At 48.9% G+C, this 18,412-nt stretch carries 17 protein-coding genes; 4 read left to right on the forward strand and 13 right to left on the reverse strand.

The features are described 5' to 3' along the window. Nucleotides 1-31 precede the first annotated feature (31 nt). The 5 genes from AC0L4K_RS03100 to AC0L4K_RS03120 are packed head-to-tail and all read right to left on the reverse strand — an operon-like array spanning nt 32 to nt 4,956. On the reverse strand, nt 32-2,410 hold the full coding sequence (locus AC0L4K_RS03100) for a TonB-dependent receptor (RefSeq protein ID WP_473268144.1): 2,379 nt from the start codon (nt 2,408-2,410) through the stop codon (nt 32-34). A 9-nt stretch (nt 2,411-2,419) separates the two neighbouring features. After that, entirely contained in the window at nt 2,420-3,262 is an 843-nt protein-coding gene (locus tag AC0L4K_RS03105; protein ID WP_417224583.1) for a TonB family protein, read from the reverse strand. After that, a complete protein-coding gene (locus tag AC0L4K_RS03110; RefSeq protein ID WP_417224581.1) occupies nt 3,262-3,666 on the reverse strand; it encodes an ExbD/TolR family protein in 405 nt (134 codons plus the stop codon). Before AC0L4K_RS03110 ends, AC0L4K_RS03105 begins: the two co-directional genes overlap by 1 nt. Continuing rightward, on the reverse strand, nt 3,663-4,061 hold the full coding sequence (locus tag AC0L4K_RS03115; RefSeq protein ID WP_473268146.1) for an ExbD/TolR family protein: 399 nt from the start codon (nt 4,059-4,061) through the stop codon (nt 3,663-3,665). The genes AC0L4K_RS03110 and AC0L4K_RS03115 overlap by 4 nt, the downstream gene beginning before the upstream one ends. Beyond that, nucleotides 4,051-4,956 (reverse strand): MotA/TolQ/ExbB proton channel family protein, encoded by a 906-nt coding sequence (locus AC0L4K_RS03120; RefSeq protein WP_473268147.1) that lies wholly within the window; start codon nt 4,954-4,956, stop codon nt 4,051-4,053. The genes AC0L4K_RS03115 and AC0L4K_RS03120 overlap by 11 nt, the downstream gene beginning before the upstream one ends. A gap of 352 nt (nt 4,957-5,308) precedes the next feature. On the opposite strand from AC0L4K_RS03120, the gene AC0L4K_RS03125 reads away from it, so the two are divergent. From AC0L4K_RS03125 to phnX, 3 genes are all read left to right on the forward strand, one after another. Continuing rightward, entirely contained in the window at nt 5,309-6,010 is a 702-nt protein-coding gene (locus tag AC0L4K_RS03125) for a UTRA domain-containing protein (protein WP_473268149.1), read from the forward strand. Between the two features lie 118 nt (nt 6,011-6,128). Continuing rightward, entirely contained in the window at nt 6,129-7,250 is a 1,122-nt protein-coding gene (locus AC0L4K_RS03130; protein ID WP_473268150.1) for a 2-aminoethylphosphonate--pyruvate transaminase, read from the forward strand. Between the two features lie 43 nt (nt 7,251-7,293). After that, a complete protein-coding gene (phnX, locus tag AC0L4K_RS03135; protein ID WP_473268151.1) occupies nt 7,294-8,121 on the forward strand; it encodes a phosphonoacetaldehyde hydrolase in 828 nt (275 codons plus the stop codon). Nucleotides 8,122-8,200: 79 nt separating this feature from the next. On the opposite strand, the gene AC0L4K_RS03140 is transcribed toward phnX, so the two are convergent. Both AC0L4K_RS03140 and katG read right to left on the reverse strand, forming a co-directional pair. Beyond that, complete coding sequence (locus AC0L4K_RS03140) at nt 8,201-8,371, reverse strand: hypothetical protein (protein WP_417224570.1); 171 nt, start codon at nt 8,369-8,371, stop codon at nt 8,201-8,203. Between the two features lie 330 nt (nt 8,372-8,701). Then, nucleotides 8,702-10,858, reverse strand: coding sequence for a catalase/peroxidase HPI (gene katG, locus AC0L4K_RS03145; RefSeq protein ID WP_473268152.1), 2,157 nt, complete (start codon nt 10,856-10,858; stop codon nt 8,702-8,704). Between the two features lie 632 nt (nt 10,859-11,490). On the opposite strand from katG, the gene AC0L4K_RS03150 reads away from it, so the two are divergent. After that, complete coding sequence (locus AC0L4K_RS03150) at nt 11,491-11,862, forward strand: hypothetical protein (protein WP_417224567.1); 372 nt, start codon at nt 11,491-11,493, stop codon at nt 11,860-11,862. A gap of 184 nt (nt 11,863-12,046) precedes the next feature. Here AC0L4K_RS03150 and AC0L4K_RS03155 read toward each other — a convergent pair whose 3' ends face one another. The 6 genes from AC0L4K_RS03155 to AC0L4K_RS03180 all read right to left on the reverse strand — a co-directional run bounded on the left by AC0L4K_RS03155 (nt 12,047) and on the right by AC0L4K_RS03180 (nt 18,197). Beyond that, nucleotides 12,047-12,793, reverse strand: a complete 747-nt coding sequence (locus tag AC0L4K_RS03155) for a M15 family metallopeptidase (RefSeq protein WP_473268154.1) — start codon at nt 12,791-12,793, stop codon at nt 12,047-12,049. Between the two features lie 4 nt (nt 12,794-12,797). Further along, entirely contained in the window at nt 12,798-14,075 is a 1,278-nt protein-coding gene (locus AC0L4K_RS03160) for a TRAP transporter large permease (protein WP_320135831.1), read from the reverse strand. Next, nucleotides 14,066-14,560: a TRAP transporter small permease gene (locus tag AC0L4K_RS03165; RefSeq protein ID WP_417224563.1), complete on the reverse strand. Its 495-nt coding sequence runs from the start codon at nt 14,558-14,560 to the stop codon at nt 14,066-14,068. The genes AC0L4K_RS03160 and AC0L4K_RS03165 overlap by 10 nt, the downstream gene beginning before the upstream one ends. Nucleotides 14,561-14,606: 46 nt before the next feature. Further along, nucleotides 14,607-15,641, reverse strand: a complete 1,035-nt coding sequence (locus AC0L4K_RS03170; protein WP_473268157.1) for a TRAP transporter substrate-binding protein — start codon at nt 15,639-15,641, stop codon at nt 14,607-14,609. Between the two features lie 88 nt (nt 15,642-15,729). Continuing rightward, nucleotides 15,730-16,662 (reverse strand): LysR family transcriptional regulator, encoded by a 933-nt coding sequence (locus tag AC0L4K_RS03175; protein ID WP_473268160.1) that lies wholly within the window; start codon nt 16,660-16,662, stop codon nt 15,730-15,732. Nucleotides 16,663-16,979: 317 nt separating this feature from the next. Then, nucleotides 16,980-18,197 carry an MFS transporter gene (locus AC0L4K_RS03180; RefSeq protein WP_473268163.1) on the reverse strand — a complete coding sequence of 406 codons (1,218 nt, stop codon included), beginning with the start codon at nt 18,195-18,197 and terminating at the stop codon, nt 16,980-16,982. Nucleotides 18,198-18,412: the final 215 nt, after the last annotated feature.

Here is an 18,412-nt window from a genome sequence, read left to right on the forward strand (position 1 = left end):
TGCCCTGTAACGGATGACCGTCGAGGCTACTTTAGAAACTGTACTCCATGGTCAGTTGAGCATTACGCTTGTCGCCGATGTAGACAAATGAGCCTGAGCGATAGGCGGCGAGGTAGTAATCTTTGTTGAACACATTACCGACATTAAGACGGAACTTCAGATCACGATTGGCTTGATAAGTCGCAAAGGCATCGAAGACGGTGTATTCAGGCACACCCAAGTCTTCATTGGCAGCAGTATCAGGCTGTCCGACATAGCGAGCGCTTTCATAGGTGGCGGTACCGCCGAAGGCGAAGGCAGACGTGGCTTGATATCGCAGTTGCAATGACGCCGATTTGTCGGCGAAGTTAGCCAAGGTTTTACCTTCGTTAGACGCTGTGATTGAATCCAATACCTCAGCATTCATGATGGCAAGACCTGCTTGCACACTTAAGCGGTCAGTTAAGTTACCCGCCAGCCCTAATTCAATACCTTCAACGCGGTTTTTACCGGTATTCAAGCTTCCTTCGGTGCTATACGAATCGCCGGTTGGTTGTTCCATCACATCATGTTTAGTGATGCGGAACACTGCCGCGGTTGCTAATAACTTGTCATCCTGCAGACGCCACTTGGTACCGAGTTCCCAGCTTTCTGTACGTTCTGGATCACCCAAACGCGGATCACTAGAATCGACACAGATACCGCCATAACCACAGCTAGTGCCAACATCAGACTCACCGCCGTTCAGGTTGGTCGCAGTGGAGAAGCTGGCGTAGATATTAGCGCGAGGGTTAATATCATAGCTGGCACCGACGTGACCATTCCAATAGCCGCCATCGTCTTTGAACTCGTAAGGGACTCGGCCGTTACCATCGCCTGCATCAAAGTTAGCGATGTTGCTGTAGTCATAGTAATCATGACGAATACCACCGAACACGGTCCATTTATCGGTTAGGTCGACGGTGTCCATCAATGACAGGGAGATAGTTTCAACATTCCAATCGGAATCTTGATTACCCTTACTGATATCCCGTTGCATCAGATTATTAATGTCACCTACACTGCCACCGCTAGCATCAGTCAGGCAGTAGGCACCGCCGACACCGCCACGGCCACTGGTGGAACAGTTGGTCGCACCGGTTGAGCTAGTGTTATACACCCCGTTGAGAACACTTTGGTTACTGTATTCTGCACCGATGACCAATTCATGATCGAGGCCGCCGATCTCTTGAGTGGTGATCAGGTTTAATTGGTTAGCGAAGTATTCTACTTCTTGCCAACCTTGGTGATTGTTTAAGCTCACGGAGGAGTAACCGTTGGTGCCGTTGGTGGCATCGGCATCGGTTGGGTATGCCGTGGTGGCGCTGGCGCCGGTGGTTACATAACCGTTATCTGTGGTGCCATAACGGGTCAAGTTAACCAAGCGTGTTTTTGGATTGATCTCATAACCCATACGCACGGTAAAGGTGTCAACGGTTGATTCAAGAAAGTCTTCATCCTGTACATAGGATGGAACATCTTTGACAACCTTGCCGGTAGAACGGTCGATATAGGTGCCCAGATCCGGGCTATCGGTGCCTTCAAAGTGATAGTAATCGGCAGTTATTTCCAGCTTATCAGTTGCTTGATGAGACAGTGACAACGCTGCACCGATACGTTCACGGTCGGCAGGGTCACGATCGGGCACATCTTCTTCTGCATGCAGGATATTAGCCCGGAAAGCCGTGTCGTAGTTGATCACTTGGTTGGTATCGAGGGTTACCCGGTGATAGTTATCGGTACCGATACCCGCAGAGACCTTGGTAAAATCGTACTCGGTGCTAGCGCGTTTAGTGGCGGAGTTCACTGCGCCACCGGTGGTGCCTCTGCCGGCAAAAGAGGAACTTGGACCTTTACTGATTTCGACCTGTTCAACGGCAAAGCTTTCCCGCACGGTCATGCCTGGGTCACGTAAACCATCGATGAAAATATCGCTGCGTGCTTCGTGCCCACGGATGATATAACGGTCACCAAAGGCGTTGCCGTTTTCGCCGGTGCCTAGGGTAATACCCGGTTGTCCATCAAGGATGTCACGTAGATCGCTGCGTCCAGAATCAGCGATTTCAGCGGCGGTCAGCACCGTAATTGTTTGTGGTGTCTCAGCTAGCGAACGGGTTCTACGTGGATCTGAGACTCGCTCTGCCAGATAAGGTGCGCCAGGAACTGCATAAGGGTTAGTATCGGGAGTGACGGATTCTTCAATCTTGAGTTTATCCAACGCAATACTGTTGTCATCTGCGGTTGCTACGTTTGCCATGAGGGCGCCCGAAATAGCCAGTGCCAGTGTACTCGGCGCAAAACCAGAGGTTCTATGCTTGCGTATCGACTGCGTGGGCGTGTTAACAATAGCGTCGTTCGCTATCGCCATGTTCTTCATAGTGACGTTGTTCATCTGTGTTCCTTAAAACAATTTGCGGGTTGGATTGAGTGAAAATTCCACAGGAAGCGTTAGCTCAAGATGACTGCTGGTTAGCTCATCAGGAATCGAAGCGAAGGGGCTTGCGCGAACAAGCATCTCAACGGCTTCCTGATCGAGACGCGGATCACCTGAACTGTTGATGACTTCGGACGATTCTACTTTTCCGTTCTTCCTGATAACGAATTTCACGACAACTACTCCGGTGACACCGTCTTTTCGGGCGCTGCGGGGGTAGCGTTTAAAACGTGCGATTCTGGCCATAACCCGGGCAAGATAACTCTGCCGGGCGGCAGGGTTGCCACCAGTTTCTACACGTTCACCCACACCTGTTGCTCTTGTCTGTGCGTGCGAGGGGACTGGTTTCTGTTCTGACTCAGGGGTTGTTTCAGAACGGGGCGCAGCCGTCTCAGGTTTCGTTTTTTGTTGTTTATCAGGCGTCGGCTCTGCTTTTGGCACAGGCTTCGGCTCGGTTGTGGGCTGCACTGGTTTTGGTTTCGGCAGCGGCACGGGTTGCACTTCGCTTTTTGGTTGTTGTTGCTCCTTTTCGGGTTGCTTTTCAGGTTGAGGCTCCGGTTCTGTTTCAGACTCGGGTTTAACCTCAGGTTCTGCTTGGGGTTCTTCTAGCGGTGTTTCTTCGCTATCTTTTTTCGGTTGATTCGGGGTTTCCATAAAGCTACCGGCTAAGCCAACACTGACTTGCAAACCATCTTGGCCTTCAGCGATTGCTCCTTCGGTATTAATCGGTTTCATCCAGATCATCAAGGCTGCTAGGTGTACGGTGATCGCGGCGACAATACTGAGGGTCACTTTTCGAGTGGTGATCATCAGCTCTGCTCCGTCGCGATTAACAGCGACTTAATGCCAAACTGTTGTACAACCTGAAGCACCGGGTCTAACGCGGATGATGGTAGATCTCGGTGAATATGGCAGATCACCACGGTCTCCGGTGTCAGCGTCAGGCTGCGCAGCGCGGCTTTTAGGTCTTGATGGCTAGGTTGGCCATTCAGAGTGAAGCTGCCAGAGGCCGAGATTTTGATCTCCAGTTCTGACATCTTTAGTTCACTCTCACTGTTTGATGCTGGAATCTTCAACTGTGCATCCTGGGCTTCAATATGCCCTGCTAGCATGAAAAAGATCAGTAGCAGGAAAACGATATTGATAGCAGGGATCATGCTGTTATCGAGATTATTCCGCTGTGATGAACGGTTGTGTATGGTAACAATCTTCATTGGCTTACCGACGGGCTTAGATCCAGCTGTAAAATTCCCATTGAACGAAGCATATCGATCAGGTGGATGGTGTCCTGTACTTTAACGCTCGATACCGCCGCCAGCGTCACAGACGCTTGGTTGTCGGCCATAGTGCGCAGTTGCTCGGTAAACGATGCAGCATCAATAGCGTAAACCGTCCCGTCTAGCTCGGCCTTTTGTTCGGGCAGGAGACGTAGGTTATGACTGCGGTTTTCGCTGCTTTGGGTACCGGGTGCCGATGCTTCAAGTTCTAACTGCCGGGTTTTGCTGAAGGTTGAGGACAGCATAAAAAATAGCAGTAGAATAAAGACCACATCGATCAGCGGTGTCAGGCTGATTGACTGTGATGCACGGGGAGTGACCTCAAGCAGCACGCTGATGCTCCTGCAACGATAATGGGGCGGCTTTAGCCTGATATAGCGGGCAAGTGAACACCTGGGTAACTGAGTCATTGATTAGCATGGCAACGCGTTCAACTTTGCGTTCTAAAATACTATGGGCTGTGGCGACAGGAATGGCGACGGCTAGACCGACGGCGGTCGTCAATAATGCCTGCCAGATACCGCCAGACAGCACGGAAGGGTTAACACTGTTACCGGCCGCTTCCATCTGTTGAAAAGCAACGATCATGCCCAGCACAGTACCCATTAAGCCGAGCAGCGGACTTAGACTGGCGATGACTTCCAACGGGCGAAGCAGGGCTCTAAGCTGGTTAACTAAGCGGTTTGCTTGTCGGGATAACTCTTCTTGCAGCAGTGCTTGATCTTGTTGCTCTGCGACACCTTGCATGGCATAACGAATAATATTGGCGACAGGGCGGGTGGGGTGCAGCGCTTTGACCGCACCAGCGGGGTCATGGCTACGCCATTTTTTCAGGCTTTCGGCAATGTCATGGGTGCTTTCCGGTTTGGTAACCGCAAACTGCCAGAGTTTGAGAAAAATAATACTGAGCGAGAACACGGATAGGGCGATTAAAATCCATACGACCGGACCGCCGATTTCGATCATATTGATAATCGGGTCAAAATTCTCACCGAGCAGGTCGTGGCCTATATTCTCGCCATTGATGCTCGTTGTTGCGTTTAGGTCGATACCGTTTTCAGCCCCTGAGACGCTGTTAAGCGGCACGCTTAAGTCGTTATTTACATCGGCGATGAGACCCTCTTCTGAAGCTGTGGTTGGGCTAGGGACTGTCTCAGTCGAAGACGCTGGGAGAGAGTGACTGAGCGTAGTTGGCTCTATAGAACGGTTGTCAGAAGGTGTGCTCAAAACGGAACCTAAATATTAATGGTAGTGAGAATGATTCGCATTATAAGGTTGTGGGGTTTTGATTTTCAAGGTGTTTCTGTAAAAAAATTTGAATTTATTACAAAGCTTGCTGTCACGGTGGCGGCAATGTGTGGTTTAGATAACCACTGCTATTGGTACAATTACAGTCGTTTTAAGGGTACTGTAGATGAGCTATGTAGCCCGTCATAATAGCGTTTCAGATGAATGGCTATGAACGATTTAAAGATCTAATAAGCGCCGTATTGCACGGTACTTTTTCAATTAATTTTATGAGTAATAAGCTTTGCAAAAACCTTTGATAAATTCTCAGCAGGGCAGTGGGCAACCACAGATGCAACCGGTTTATTTACGAGTGAAGGATCAGCTTTGGCAATGGATCCTGCTTGAGCGGCTAGGCAGTCAAGCGCGTTTACCAGCCGAACGGGAGCTGGCGCAACGTTTTAAAACGACCCGGGTTACTCTGAGACAGTCGTTGGGTCAGTTGGAGGCCGAAGGTAAAATTTATCGTTCCAATCGGCGAGGTTGGTATGTTACGCCACAACGGCTCGACTATGATCCAGCCAAGGATGTTGGCTTTTATCAGATGGTCGCAGGACAGGGTTATACCCCAGCCACGGAAACGTTGAGTAAAACCATGCAGGAGGTGCCCGAATGGATGGCTCAACGTGCAGGTTTAGCTATGCAAAGCGATATCTGTTATCTGCTGCGCCGCCGCTCTATCGATGGCCGTTCGGTGCTGCTGGAACACAACTATATTAACCCGCAACACTGTCCTGATTTACTCTTACAGGACACCGATCGATCGCTCTGGCAGCAACTAAGAGAACGCTACGACCTGCAACCCTCTAAGCGTCAAATTGAATTTTATCCACAGGCGCTAGACGGAATAGCTGCTGAGGCGTTGGGTGTCAATCCAGGCACCGCAGGGCTTTGTCTACAGCGCTTAACCTATGATCAGCAGGGTCGTTTTCTCGAGTTTGATCAGGAGTACTGGATTCATGATGCGCTCAAAGTGACGGTTAACGTCGCTTAGCGCATAACAGCTGCTAATACCTCAAACATTTTGTATTGATACGTCACTAAAAATTCATAGTAAAAATCTGGTCTATACCAGATAATGCTTCTATCGTTTTTTAAGTGGTAGACATCAGATGGCTGAGCTAGCAATACCCCCTTTTCTACTGACCCCAGGGCCAATCACGACCAGTATGACCGTCAAGCAGGCGATGCTGTGTGATTGGGGCTCTTGGGACAGTGATTTTCGCGCGATGACCCGTTCATTATGTGAACAATTGGTCGCCTGTATTAGTGATACGGGGGAGTTTGTCTGTGTCCCCTTGCAAGGCAGTGGCACTTTTGCGGTTGAAGCTACGCTAGCAACGTTAATACCACAGCAGGGTAAAGCATTAGTGCTGATCAACGGCGCTTATGGTCGGCGAATGACGCAGATACTGGATTATTTAGGCCGTGCTTATGTTGTGCTCGATAAAGGGGATTACGCACCGCCGCGGGCAGACGAAGTTTCGGCCATATTGCAGCAGGATAGCGGTATTAGTCATGTATTGATGGTGCACTGCGAAACCAGTTCTGGGATTTTAAATCCAGTGGCTGAGATTGCGGCTATCGTCGAGCAACATGATCGACGTTTGATTATCGATTCGATGAGCGCTTTTGGTGCTATCGATATTCGCGCTACAGACTTACGCTTTGATGCGCTTATCTCTTCTGCTAATAAATGTTTTGAAGGGGTGCCAGGATTTAGTTTTGCTCTGCTTCGGCGCACGGTACTAGAAGCATCAGCGGGCAATGCGCACTCTCTGAGTTTAGATCTCTTGGATCAATGGCGTTATATGAACGCCACAGGGCAGTGGCGTTTTACTCCTCCTACCCATGTAGTGGCCGCATTTATACAGGCTCTACGTGAACATGCAGCCGAGGGCGGTGTCGCAGGGCGTTTTACCCGCTATCGCCGTAATCAACAACGGCTGGTGGAAGGGATGAGGCAACTTGGCTTTACAACATTGCTAAGCGATGAATGGCAGTCGCCGATCATCGTGACCTTTTTATCACCTACCGATCATTACTTTAGTTTTCAAGGTTTTTACGATCGCCTTAAAGCCCGCAATTATATTATTTATCCGGGCAAACTGACGGTCGTGGAGAGTTTTCGGCTGGGCTGTATTGGGCAGTTGTATGACGCTGAAATTGACGGCCTTTTAGAGGCGGTTAGAGACGTGATGGATGAATTAAAAAGTGTGCAAGTGCAACCTTAGTAATAACCTAACAAGTAGCCGGTTAACGGCTCAGGAGTATCGTATGTACCGTTATGAACGTCAGTATACAGGCCCTTTACAGGCGCTAATTATGGATTGGGCGGGCACCACCGTCGACTTTGGTTCGTTAGCCCCTATTCGGGCTTTTCAAAGTCTATTTGCCGCTCAAGGGGTGCCTATTTCCGAGGCTGAGGCACGTGGCCCGATGGGCGTTGAAAAACGAGAACATATTCGACAACTCTGCGCTTATCCACGTATTCACGCGGCTTGGATTGAACAAACTGGAGCGGCTCCGGTCGATGCTGATATCGACCGGATGTATAACGATTTTATTCCTATACAGGTAGCGGCGATTGCTGAAACCGCAGTATTGATTCCTGGCTTGCTAACGCTGCTTGAATGGGCCGAGGCGCGTGAGATTAGGATCGGAGCTAATACCGGTTATGCAGACGTTATGATTCAAGGGTTACTGAGCGAAGCGGCGGCACAAGGCTATCGACCGGCTTCCACCGTTTGCGCGACACAGGTGCCGAAGGGGCGTCCTTATCCTTATATGGCGATGATGAATGCGATTGAGTTGGGGGTCGAAAACCTCGCTGCTTGTGTCAAAATCGACGACACCCTCAGTGGTATTGATGAGGGCCTGAATGCGGGAATGTGGACGGTTGGTGTGGCGATCAGCGGTAACGAAGTCGGTATGAGTTTAGCGGCTTGGAATGCCTTAGATGATGCCGAGCAACAGACGTTGCGGTATAAAGCTTACGACCGCTTTAATCGCGCAGGAGCGCACTATGTTGTTGATAGTGTTGCCGATATCATTCCGGTGTTAGAAGAGATTGAACTGCGCCTTGCTGCCGGAGAGAAGCCCTAATTAGCTGATTTTCATCAGTGGATTCTTGCCCGTCAACACGGTTTTCGAGGGGTGGTATCCACTGATGTTACATTGCATATTAGTCTTTTTTATCGATGGTTATTTCAATCGATTTACTGTTGCCGGCAAACCACTTCTGAAGATACAAAGAACCGATAATCGGGGCCGTGCCCTCATCGGGAACTTCTTTATAACGGACACTGTTTTTGGTTTCTTTTTCGTACTCAAAGGTCACAACTTTTTTAGTCATCAATTTTTCCACTCAGCTATTGTTTCGGTGAACCGGTGATTATCGGCTTGGCATGTTCGGCGCTAGGTTTCGCGACGGGCCTACGCCATCGGGTAAATGTCAAAGGGTGTCGAATAAAGCATTACTGGCTCAATCTGCCTAACAGGCATCAGTGTAATCATTGAGTCGCGCAAAAACATCTTTTAACTGGGTATTAAACCGCTTTCATTGAGCATAGTGGGGGGGGGCGGTAACTGTTTTCGGTTTGATAGGTGCTTAGGCGTTGTTGCGCTACCCTGTGCTGCGACAGGATGGCCACACCGCCAGAACAGCGGTGTGGGATTTTACCGGTTAGATGAGATCGAAGCGATCTGCGTTCATGACTTTTGTCCAAGCGGCGACAAAATCCTCAACAAACTTTTCTTTATTATCATCCTGAGCGTAAACCTCGGCATATGCCCGTAGGATCGAGTTAGAACCAAAGAGGAGGTCGACCCGACTGGCCGTCCATTTGACCTGATTCGAATCCCGCTCAATGATTTCATAGAGGTTACTTGCGACAGGCTTCCAACGATAATTCATATCCGTTAAATTAACGAAAAAATCGTTGGTGAGTGCGCCGGGCTGGTCGGTGAAAACACCCTGCTGAGTTCCGCCGACATTGGTGCCGATAACGCGCATTCCGCCGATCAGGACGGTCATCTCATGGGCGCTAAGTCCCATCAATTGGGTACGATCGAGCAGTAGCTCTTCCGCTGTGACCACATAATCTTGCTTCAACCAGTTACGGAAACCATCGTGCAATGGTTCTAGTACATCAAAAGAATCGGCATCGGTGAGCGCCTCGGTGGCATCACCTCGGCCCGGCGAGAATGGCACATTGATATCTACCCCTGCTGCTTTGGCCGCGAGTTCGATGCCGACATTGCCCGCTAATACGATCACATCGGCGACACTTGCACCGGTATCGGCGGCGATAGCCTCAAGCACTGGCAACACTTTAGTGAGACGTTCAGGCTCGTTGCCCAGCCAGTCTTTTTGTGGACTCAGGCGGATACGGGCGCCGTTGGCACCGCCCCGTTTATCTGAACCACGGAAGGTTCGAGCGCTGTCCCAAGCGGTACACACCATCTCACTGACGCTTAAGCCACAGTCGGTGAGGCGCCGTTTAACGGCTTGAATATCATGACCGGTGCTGCCGGCTGGAACAGGGTCTTGCCAGAGGAGGGTTTCTTGCGGCACGTCTGGGCCAATATAACGCGCTTTAGGCCCCATATCTCGGTGTGTTAGTTTGAACCAAGCCCGTGCAAAGACATCCGAGAAGTATGCTGGATCACGGTAGAAACGCTCGGAGATCTGACGGTAGTCAGGGTCCATTTTCATGGCCATATCCGCATCTGTCATGATGGGGTTGTGGCTCAGTGAAGGGTCTTCAACATCGGCGGGTTTATCTTCCGCTTTGATATTGATGGGTTCCCACTGCCATGCACCTGCCGGGCTTTTCTTGAGTTCCCAGTCATAATTGAGCAGCAAGTCGAAGTAGCCGTTATCCCATTGGGTTGGGTGGGTGGTCCAGGCGCCTTCGATACCGCTGGATACGGTATCACGCCCGATGCCCCGTTGGGTTTTGTTGAGCCAACCAAAACCTTGATCTTCTAATTCGGCACCTTCCGGATCAGGACCGAGTAGGTTGGCATCGCCGTTACCGTGACATTTACCTACCGTATGACCACCGGCGGTCAGGGCGACGGTTTCTTCATCATCCATTGCCATACGTTCAAAGGTGACGCGGATATCGTGGGCGGTCTTGAGCGGGTCGGGTTTGCCATCCACGCCTTCCGGGTTGACATAAATAAGGCCCATCATCACCGCCGCCAATGGATTTTCTAAATCACGCTCGCCGGAATAGCGACTGCCTTTACTGCCGCTTGGGGCTAGCCACTCTTTTTCAGAGCCCCAATAGGTATCTTTTTCGGGATGCCAAATATCTTCTCGGCCAAAGGCGAAGCCGAAGGTTTTTAGTCCCATCGACTCATAAGCCATGGTGCCTGCATAGGCAATTAAATCAGCCCAGCTCAGTTGATTGCCGTATTTCTTTTTGATTGGCCAGAGTAGGCGGCGAGCTTTGTCTAAATTAACGTTGTCCGGCCAGGAGTTTAGTGGCGCAAAGCGTTGGTTGCCGGTACCTGCACCGCCGCGCCCATCAGCGATACGATAGGTGCCGGCGGCGTGCCAGGACATGCGGATCATCAAACCGCCATAGTGCCCCCAGTCTGCCGGCCACCAAGATTGGCTGTCGGTCATCAGTGCTAGCATATCCTTTTTTAGCGCCGCTACATCGAGCTTTTTGACTTCATCCCGATAGTTGAAGTTTGCGCCCATCGGGTTGGTCTTATGATCGTGTTGATGCAGAATGTCGAGGTTTAGCGACTTAGGCCACCACTCCATATTCGACATGCTGCTTTCTGTCGCACCCCCATGCATTACTGGGCATTTATTATTCGACATCAGTTGCTCTCCTGTTATGGGTGTCTCGTACGTCAAAAAGGTTATTAACTGCGCACATTGATATTGCACCTTCAACCCAGTATCGGCCGTTTAAATGGGCTTGTGAAACTGTAAATTTTGATCTCGACGATAGCTTTTTCCTATGTCTTAGACATGCAGCCTAGTGCATAGCAACGGGCTTTGCTGCGTAATGACATCGCGACTGATGATGTTTAGGCTTATCGAGAAGGGGATAAGGTTATCCGCAGGCAACCGTAGTTAACGGTAATCGTGAGGGTAAATCGTTTCTTGGTTGCTTCTTAACCTATTGAGGTTCGATAACAGGCTTTAGTATGCACTGCGGTATTTTTTATCTTCAGAGGTCGTCGCTGTTTTGGGTTCAGTTGTACTAAGCCCTCGAGTGTGGGTGAGGGGAGTTATTTGTCACTCAAAAAATCTGTTATACACCTGAGCTAAGAACCTGTTATTGCAGGGTATTTAGCGTGTGCACAATGGTTTTTTATAGAGATATCTTCTTTAAATTTAGACATTTAAAAGAATATTTATAATTAATTCATAGATAATTGTTGCACCGCAACATAGAAGGGTTGTAGTATCACTACATCAACCACATTTCTTTATGGGTACACATCATGTTCAAGACTCTTCCTACTGCTGACTTCTCTGCTTTTGGCGCTCCAATTCAAAAATTGATCGAGCTAAACACCGCTACTTTTACTAAAGCATTCGAGCTTCAGAAAGCAGCTATCGAAAAGCAGATCGCTCAAGCGCAAGCGGACTTTAAAGCGTTCTCTTCAATCAAAGACGTTGAAGCTTTCACCGCTTTCGTTACTGTTAAATCTGAAGAAGCTAAAAGCAAAATCGAAGCGCTGCAGACTGAAGCTCAAGAAGCTGCAGAAACGTCTAAAGCTTACTTTGCTGAAGTTCAGGCTATCCTGACAGCTGGTAAAGAATCAGTAGCTGCTGCACCTGCACCTAAAGCGCCTGCTAAAGACGCTGCATAAGTTACGCTATTCTAAAAAAGCCTCCATCAGCAATGATGGGGGCTTTTTTGTATCTAGAAATCATAGAATTGCTAAAAAGAGGTATCAGGCACGCCGGGAAGGGCATGGTTGTGGAGCCAATATCATCATAAAAAAGCCGCAATTAGACAGCGTCTTGCTGCTACATTGCGGCGCATAAATCGGCTTAACCTGCTTGTGCATATCGGTTAAGTTGTTGGAGCCAGAGTTTTTCTATGCTGAGCGGTCGTGTAGCACCATAAATAGCGCCGGATGCATGGGTGTTGTAGGCCCATAATTGGTTACCGAAATCATAATGCCACCACTCACTGGGTAGGTTTGAGAACCCCGCTTGTGTCATCGCATTAAAAAGCAGTCTGCGATTATCTCTGGCTGAGATATCATCTTGTTTGAGGGACTTTTCTAACGCATAGGTCCAAGATCTGGGGCTGGCTTCATCAAAAAGCGAGCCCATATCTAATAATCGTCCATCGATGTCAGCCAAGGTTACATCAACCGAACCGCCAGTTAGGTGGGGGCTCGGTGCTTTCGGGTCCGTGCTTGGTGGAGAGACTAAATTCCTCGCTTCTAGGTTAACTTCATCAGGGCTTAGTGCTTTGTTCGCATGGCTGATTAGATTGACCAGCGTATCGAACAGATACTGTTGTACCGCGAAAGGCCGCCAACCATCTAATACAACTAGTTGTAAGTTATCAGGAAGAAAACTGGCAGCACGCAGTAAACGCTCAAGCACCTGAGATCGAACATGGCACTCAGGAATGGCGTTAGCCACGCCCATCTTGAAATAGGCCGGATAGATACCCATTTTCTTGGAGATACTCACCGGCACTAGGGGGTCGTAGTTCTCGATAATCGATGTTGACTGATAGATATCCCAGTCAGGCATTTTTTGCTCAGGAATCGGAATATTCATATATTTATTTAAACAGGCTTGGAATAAAGAGAGTAAGAGATGGAAACAGGATGACAGTGATTAATACGGCCAATGCCACCATTACGAACGGCCAGATAGCTTTAAACATCACAGTTAGATCTAACTTACTCACCGCTGCCGCAACAAAGACACAGGCGCCCATCGGCGGGGTGATCAAGGCGATGGTAATGTTCATCGTAATGATGATGCCTAGGTGTACCGGGTCTACGCCAGCGTGTAGCGCGATGGGTAGAAATACCGGCGTTAGCAGCATCAAGGCTGACACTTCTTCCATCAGCATACCAACCCCAAAGGTGATTAGGCTAAGCATCAGCAAGATCGTGATAGGGCTGTCTACGTAAGGGGTTAGCAATACGGCAAACTGCTCAGGCACTTGAGCATAGGCAAGCAGCCAACTCACCACGGCGGAAGCGCCAATAATTAAAAAGATAGCGCTGGTTAATAATGCTGTTTCGACCAGCGCTGTCCAAGCGGCTTTTAGTGACAGGTTGCGGCTGATGATTCCAATCGCAAATGCGTATCCGACGATGAGTGCCCCGGACTCTGTTGGCGTGACAAAACCAAATACGATACTTGAAACGATAATAAAAGGTGCAGCGAGTGCCGGTGACGCCTTAATTAAGGACGTTAAAATATTTTTTAGGGTTGGCTTATCGTGCTGAGCCGTTAAATTCGCTTTTCTCGCGTAATACCAATTCATGGCCATAAAGGCCAAGCCTAAAGCCAAGCCTGGAATGACGCCGCCTAAAAACAGGTCGCCGACCGAAGTATTGGTTAATGAGGCATAAAGAATCATGAAGATGCTTGGCGGAATAATAGGCCCGATTAATGAGCTTCCTGCCGTTAGGCCCGCAGCATAGCTAGTTGAGTAGCCCTCTTTTTTCATTGCTGGCACCAGCAGTGAGCCTAAAGCTGAGGTATCTGCTACGGCAGAGCCATTCACCCCTGCAAAAAAAACGCTTGATACAACATTTACATAGCCGAGCCCACCGCGTAGGTGACCGACCATTGAATTTGCCAGTTTAATCAACTGAGGCGTCAGTCCAGCACCATTCATAAGGTTACCGGCTAAGATAAACAGCGGTATAGCCATCAGGGCAAAGACATCGATGCCACCAAACAGCTGCTGTGGCAACATTCTGGCGGCTAAATCGATATCGATAAACAGGAATCCGGCGAGAGCGGCCACAAGCAAGCAAACAAACAGTGGCAGGCCTAAAATTACATTAACAACGAATGTGCCTAATAGTGCTAGTAACATACGGGCTTCTCCGAAGTATATTTCTCGTGATAAAACGGTCCCATCAAGAGGGAAACCAAAGCGAGTAATCCAAATCCGATGGGCATAGCCATTAAGGGGATCGTTTTGCTAACGCCTAATCCCATGGTGGTAAATTTGGCTACAGAGAGAGCGTAGTTTGCACTGGCATAGCAGACAAAGATGCTTAAGCCCGTGATTATCAACCAATGATAAACCTGCAGTGCGCGACTTAGTTTGCCTGTTAACATTTGCTGCAAAATAGTGACTCGCATGTGGTCATCTCGCATATATACAACGGCGGCGATTAACATCACGCTAGTAATGATGAGATAGCGAGATAATTCATCCATCCAGATCGGTGAATGGTTAACTAAATACCGGGCAATAACGCCATACAGTAGGATAATTACATTCGCACATAATAGTGCTGTTGATAGATTGAGAAGGGCGGTTGTTAGCTTGGAACGGATTCTTTTTATATTCATTATTGGCCTCACAAGGGGCTCTAGCGAGCCCCCCTTTATCTCGATGTTACTTTACGTTTTTTGCATCTTTGAGTGCCATATCAATCCATGAGCTGTCGATAGACTGCTCAGCTAACCATGCAAGGAACGAAGGCTGGCCAACCTCTTTGAATTTTTGCAGTTCTTCAGCGGTAGGACGGTACACCTCCATGCCATTTTCAGCCAAATACTGAATGCGAGCTTCAACCTGGCTTTCAACGGCCGTGCGGTTGATGTTATTCGCTTCGACAATCGCTTCTTCAAGTAGTTTACGGTTTTCATCACTGAGGTCTTTCAGCAACTCATCATTGGCGACCAGGAATTGATCCGAGTACTGAATATTTGCCAGCGTTAGGTGCTTCTGAACTTCATTAAGGCTGCCCAGAATAATATACATTGGCGGGTTCATCTGGCCATCGGCTACACCGGTACGCAGCGCGAGATAAACTTCTGTCCATGGGATTGGCGTGCCTGATGCCCCAAATGCTTCATAGAGGGCGACCTGGCTTTTATCCATGGCGCGAAAGCGTAAGCCTTCAAAATCTTCAGGGGTATGAATAGGACGGGTGTTGTTGGTGAATGCTAGGAAGCCACCTTCTTCGACAACGGCCATCATATGAGCGCCGGTCTTTTCATAGAAGGCTTTACGGGCAGCTTTCCAGTACTCGCCTTCATCGAAGAAAGTACGCGCACTATCAAAACCATCAAACATAAATGGAATGGCACTGACAAAAATTTCAGGGAACAGCGGAGAGATACCGCCAAAAGACGCAACGTTCAGGCTCGGCGTGTTGATAACCTGCTCCATACGTTCTTCCTCTTCACCTAACATACTGTTGGGGTAGAGGCGAAGAGTGAGGTCTCCTTGGGTTTTTTCTTCAACTATCTTTTTAAGGTTTGTGGCAAAAAGGTGTACGGCATTTTCTTCAGCATTAGGTGCGCCGTTGTAGCTCAGGTTGATTGTTTGAGCATGCACGTTCGCAGCTAATGCCGCGATACCGACGCCCAATGTTAGCTTCTTTATACAGCGTAACGCTGTGGAACTATTGAGACTGACTTTCATTTTTACCATCCTATTTTTATAAGTGAAGAGACCTCGATCATACTAGTTGCGTTGTTGACATCGCAATATGTCTTGTGTTGCATAAAAGTCAACACTGTATTTCGTCGGCATTGAACATTAAAAATGACATCGAATGCTTTAAATGATCTAAAAATGCTTGCGCCGCTAATGTTAGTTCTCTGCCTTCTGCGCTCAATACGCGTGCATGGGCTTGGGATAAGGTTGGATGTTCCATCGATATTACGGATATCTTTCCGGCTCTAATCTCTTCAATTACGGTAAATTTGGGCATGAATGTAATCCCCATGCCGGATGTGACAAAGTTTGTTAAAACGGCCACTGAGTTCGTTTTAAGTTGAGGTTCAAGCCTTACATGGCTTACCTCTTCAACAAAGCTAACCAACCGGCCCATACCCGTTGAACGATCGATAAGGGCTAACGGATAGTTAAGAATATCTTCAATCGCTAGAGGTGCGGTAGTGTTTGAAAGAGGGTGGTCACTGGGCATAATCAGATCGAGTGGATGCCGCTTTTCGATTAAACAGTTCAGCTTGGGGTGACGAGCCGGGGCGTAGGTGATGGCAAAATCAATTTCATTATCTTCAAGCATCTGTACTGCATCCAGAGCGCCAGCCATCTCAACGCTGATTTGGATACCGGGATAGGCGGAAAGAAAGCTTTGTAACGAGGAGGAGATTAAATCACTAATGAACCCCTCGCCGACGGCAATACGCACTTCCCCGGCCCTTAGTCCGACAAGATCATGCAGGCGTGACATCGTGGCGGCTTCACTCGCCTGCATCTTCTTGAAATATCTTAAAAGCTCTTCGCCAGCAGCGGTAATCGGTTGTTTTGGATTACTGCGATCCCAGATGGTCATTTCGACAACATCTTCAAGCTGGGAAAGCATTCTGCTCACCGCAGAGGGATCAACGTTTAACCGCGCGGCTGCTTTTCGAATGGTGCCGAAGCGAGCGACGGCATTTAGGTATTCAAGCGCGCGGGGGTTCAAATGCTGCATGGTTACTATCCAACTAAAACCGGTATGAAGAGAGAATATAGCGCTTAAGCTGATTCAATAGTAGTGAGGTAGAGGACTCTAGCGGCAGTTGTGAAAGCAAATTGGTTATTGATGAAATAGCATCTAAACAACGATTGCTGCGGATAAAACAGCTTGTAGTTCGGTGGCGCGGGAGTGCTAGAAAGGCCAGTGGTGTAGCCTAAAATAGTGGGCTTTAAACAACCGAAGTCGCCGGATTGAATGAGTTTCTAGTGCAAGGCGCTAGCGAACTTGCATCTACTTATTCGCAAGGGCTAGTCATCATTGAGGCTTGCTTCTCAGTTAACCGCGCTTTGAGGGAGATCATTGAGTTTAGTTGAGTTGTCTTTTGGCTGCTCTGTCAGATAAATATAGATTGCAAGCAGCAGTAACAATATCGCGTCAACGGTGATGATCCCATAGATACCGGCTAGGCTGCCGGTGGATTGTTGAATAAAGCCTGCCAAGAGGTTGCCCAGTGCACCACCTAGGCCAAAGGTGACCATGCCGATACCGTTGATCTGCATCGTGGCAGTTGATGAATAGTGTTGATTGACCCAACCGGCAATAATGCCCCACATCGGGAAATACATCAGACCATAACCAAACCCGGCCAATACGGCATAGGTGGCGGGATCATAGATGAAGGCGAGTTGGCCTAAGGTAAACCCTCCAAAGATAACGATTAAAGCCATACCGTGGCCCTTTTTATCGGCCAGCTTTCCCGAGAAAAAGCCTGCGGCCATGCCGGTAATTCCCGACATAGTCCAAGTATAACCGCCTAGCGCGGCGGGCAAGCTGAGTTCTGCGAGATAGGTATTTAGCCAAGTAGAGAATGGCATCGTGGCAAAGCCAACCATAAAGCAGATGAGACAGGCGAAAAAGGCGGCTCGTTCTTGCACAATAATGCGAAATAGTTGTCGTGGTGCTAGGGCGGTCTTCGCTTGGCGAGGTGTCGAAACCTTGCGCTGTTTAAGCTGTTTTAACAGGAACAGGGTCAATATCAAGGTGATGCAGCCGAACATCCCGGCCAGTATCCAGCCGCTGCGCCAGCCGAGTAAGGGAACGATCAAGAGAATAAGGAGGCCGTTTAGGCCATAACCCCATGCCGTGCCGCTTGATGCACTGGATAAACAGGTGGAACAACATGAGGCCGGTGCATAACGGGTGATCAGTTCGATAATAGCTCCCCAGCTAATGGCAGCACTGGTGGCTAGGCAGGTTAGCACCAGCAAAATGAGCCTTGTATCATTTAGGGTGGCCATGATGAGCAGTAAGGTGCTGGTGGTAGCACCGGTGATCAGAACCAACCGGCCAGAATCGATACGGTGACCAATAAGTCCCAGCAGCATGGCCCCGCCCAGATAGGATAGTTGGGTTAAGGCGCCAATGGTTGCCAGATACCAGTGGCTGATGGCAATTGATTCTTGCATCAATGGTACCAGTGCTGAAAATAAGAACACGCCGAAGCCATGACTGATGATCTGGTTCATGCCAAAGGTAGCGGTCATTCGCATTGCGCATACTCCATACCCGTTGAGACGCCGCTCAACTGACTATCAATATTGATTCAATATCCGCTGGAATAGTCCCGTTAGTTACACCTTGCTGGCGTCGTTGCGAGGCATATTTCATCTCACCGCACTGTGACAGAAATGCAATTTTTCAATTGCCTAATTGCGAACGTTTTAGGTCGTTATGGGTGCGTTTAGTGATAAAACGTCCAACATCC

It is taken from the genome of Amphritea sp. GJ51-11, from assembly GCF_055808735.1.